This is a genomic window from Oleiphilus sp. HI0043 (genome assembly GCF_001634935.1).
Genome location: NZ_LWEY01001416.1, coordinates 1 through 909, shown reverse-complemented (window position 1 = coordinate 909; position 909 = coordinate 1). Strand labels below are relative to the sequence as shown.

Genomic DNA, 909 nt, shown 5'->3' with positions numbered 1-909 from the left:
TAGATGCACCTTCACCACAACGTGAGCTAGGCTTTCCATCCGGGAATAAAGCGTTAAACTGGTTAGCGCCTGGCGATGTCATGAACGTTACTGAGGCCTTCGCATCCTGCGCATACTCAGGGTTGCCTGACAAGGCATCAATTACGTTACCAAGCAGATTAAGAGATCCTTCGACCAATGCTTCAAGGCCACCACCAACAGGAACGATACCGCGAGCAACATCAGCGAAGTCAGAACCAAAGTTCACCGCATTGATAGTCGTTACCGAAGCAACCAAGTCAGGTCTTACGCCCGCTGCATAGCGTACAGTTGGCCCACCCAAGCTGTGGCCCATCAAGTTGAATTTCTGCGCACCCGTCGCCGCACGAAGATCTTCCAATGCTGCAATAAGGTCTTCTCCACGCTGGTATGCATCATCCCATGCAGTCACATTCGGCGCATAAACCTTGGCACCACGTTCTTTAAGAGCACTTTTAACACCATAAAAGTAATCGATACCTAAAATATCGCTAAAGCCCGAAACACCATGAACTAGAACGATAGGGTATTTTGTTTCGTAGGCGTCGCAATCCTGCCACCACCAACAAATTGCACTTGCTTGAGCACTAAAGACCATCAGTGCCGTGAGTAAAAGCCAGCTTTTAGCTTGGCCAAATTTATTATTTTTAGCTTTCATATTGTTTTGCCTATTATTTGTTTTTATTAATCAGGGTCGCTTTATTCAATAGCGCTTAAGACTAGCTTGACAAAAAACCAATCAAAAAAGGTTCTACAAGATCACAAACGAACATTTTTTAACCAATTATTTTCTAAACCAAAGCTTCTAGCACTATAAATAATGCGCATTCAGTTTTTCTAGACCAGAACCACTAAACCAGAACTACTAATTCTTACCGCATATAAAGAATT

General features: G+C 43.6%; 1 protein-coding gene. It reads right to left on the bottom strand.

Annotation, left to right across the window (positions count from 1 at the left end; translation table 11 throughout):
* On the bottom strand, positions 1-676 hold a 676-nt coding region (locus tag A3729_RS19675), incomplete at its 3' end, for a triacylglycerol lipase (protein WP_068634197.1).
* Between the last annotated feature and the right edge of the window lie 233 nt (positions 677-909).